This is a genomic window from Caballeronia sp. LZ029 (assembly GCF_031451275.1).
GTDB lineage: Bacteria > Pseudomonadota > Gammaproteobacteria > Burkholderiales > Burkholderiaceae > Caballeronia > Caballeronia jiangsuensis.
In genome coordinates this window covers 1-1,171 of sequence record NZ_JARUXO010000139.1, presented here as the reverse complement: position 1 = coordinate 1,171, position 1,171 = coordinate 1, and the positions used below count along the sequence as shown (strand labels likewise).

General features: G+C 64.2%; 1 protein-coding gene. It reads left to right on the top strand.

Annotated features, from left to right (window positions below; genetic code table 11):
- Window positions 1-1,171 (top strand): porin (locus tag QCE73_RS39345; RefSeq protein WP_309886216.1); only part of this gene is annotated, 1,171 nt, incomplete at both ends.

The window sequence follows — 1,171 nt, the reverse complement described above, 5'->3', positions numbered from 1 at the left end:
CGCCGGCATTCGCGCAAAGCAGCGTCACGCTGTACGGTATCGTCGACGATTCGATCGTCTACCAAAGCAGCCAGACGAACCTGAACAGGTCGACCCCGGGCCGCTCGAACGTCAAGATGGCGTCGGGCATCTGGGCGGGCAGCCGTTTCGGCTTGAAGGGCGCGGAAGACCTCGGCGGCGGCAACAAGGCCATCTTCCAGCTGGAATCGGGCTTCGACATCAACAGCGGGCAACAGCAGTTCACCAACGCGATGTTCGGCCGCCAGGCATGGGTCGGTCTGACGAACCCGGGCTACGGTACCGTCACGTTGGGTCGCCAGTACACCTCGTACTACACGCTGCTTTCGCCGTATAGCCCGACGAACTGGCTGACCGGCTACTTCGGCGCGCACCCGGGCGATCTGGACGGTTTGGACACGATCTACCGCGCGAACAACTCGGTCGTGTACACGTCGCCGAAGCTCTACGGTGTGACGGTGAGCGGTTCGTACTCGTTCGCGGGCGTGCCCGACAGCGTGTACCAAGGCTCGACGTGGTCGGCTGCGATCCAGTATCAGCAAGGTCCGATCGGTGGTGCGGTCGCGTTCTCGCGCATCAACAATGCGGCCAACGGCGGCGGCTTCTACAGCGGCCAGTCGACCACCGTCAACGATACGACGAGCACGACGGGCGGCGGCCAGCCGGGCGTGTCGGCGGTGACGGCTGGCTACCAGCGCGCACAGGCTCAGCAGCGCTTCGCGGTTGCGGGCGGCTACCAGTTCAACAGCGCGTGGGATATCTCGGTCACGTACACCAACGTTCAGTACATCCCGGGCGTGAATTCCGGCTTTACCGACGAAGCCGTGTTCAATACGGCAGGCACGGTGCTGCACTGGAAGGCGACGTCGGCATGGGACTTCGCGGCGGGCTACAGCTACACGTGGGCGAGCAAGGCGAACGGCATCAACGACGCGGCTTCGTACCATCAGTTCAACCTGTCCCAGTACTACTCGCTCTCGAAGCGCACGGGTCTGTACGCACTGGAAGCATTCCAGCGCGCGAACGGCAATACGCTGTTCTACCCGAACAACAACGCGGCGACGACCCCGCGCCAGGGCGCAGCGATCGCGACGATCGGCGATGGCTTCCAGGGCGCACCGTCGGCATCGCGCAGCATGTTCGCAGCGGGCGT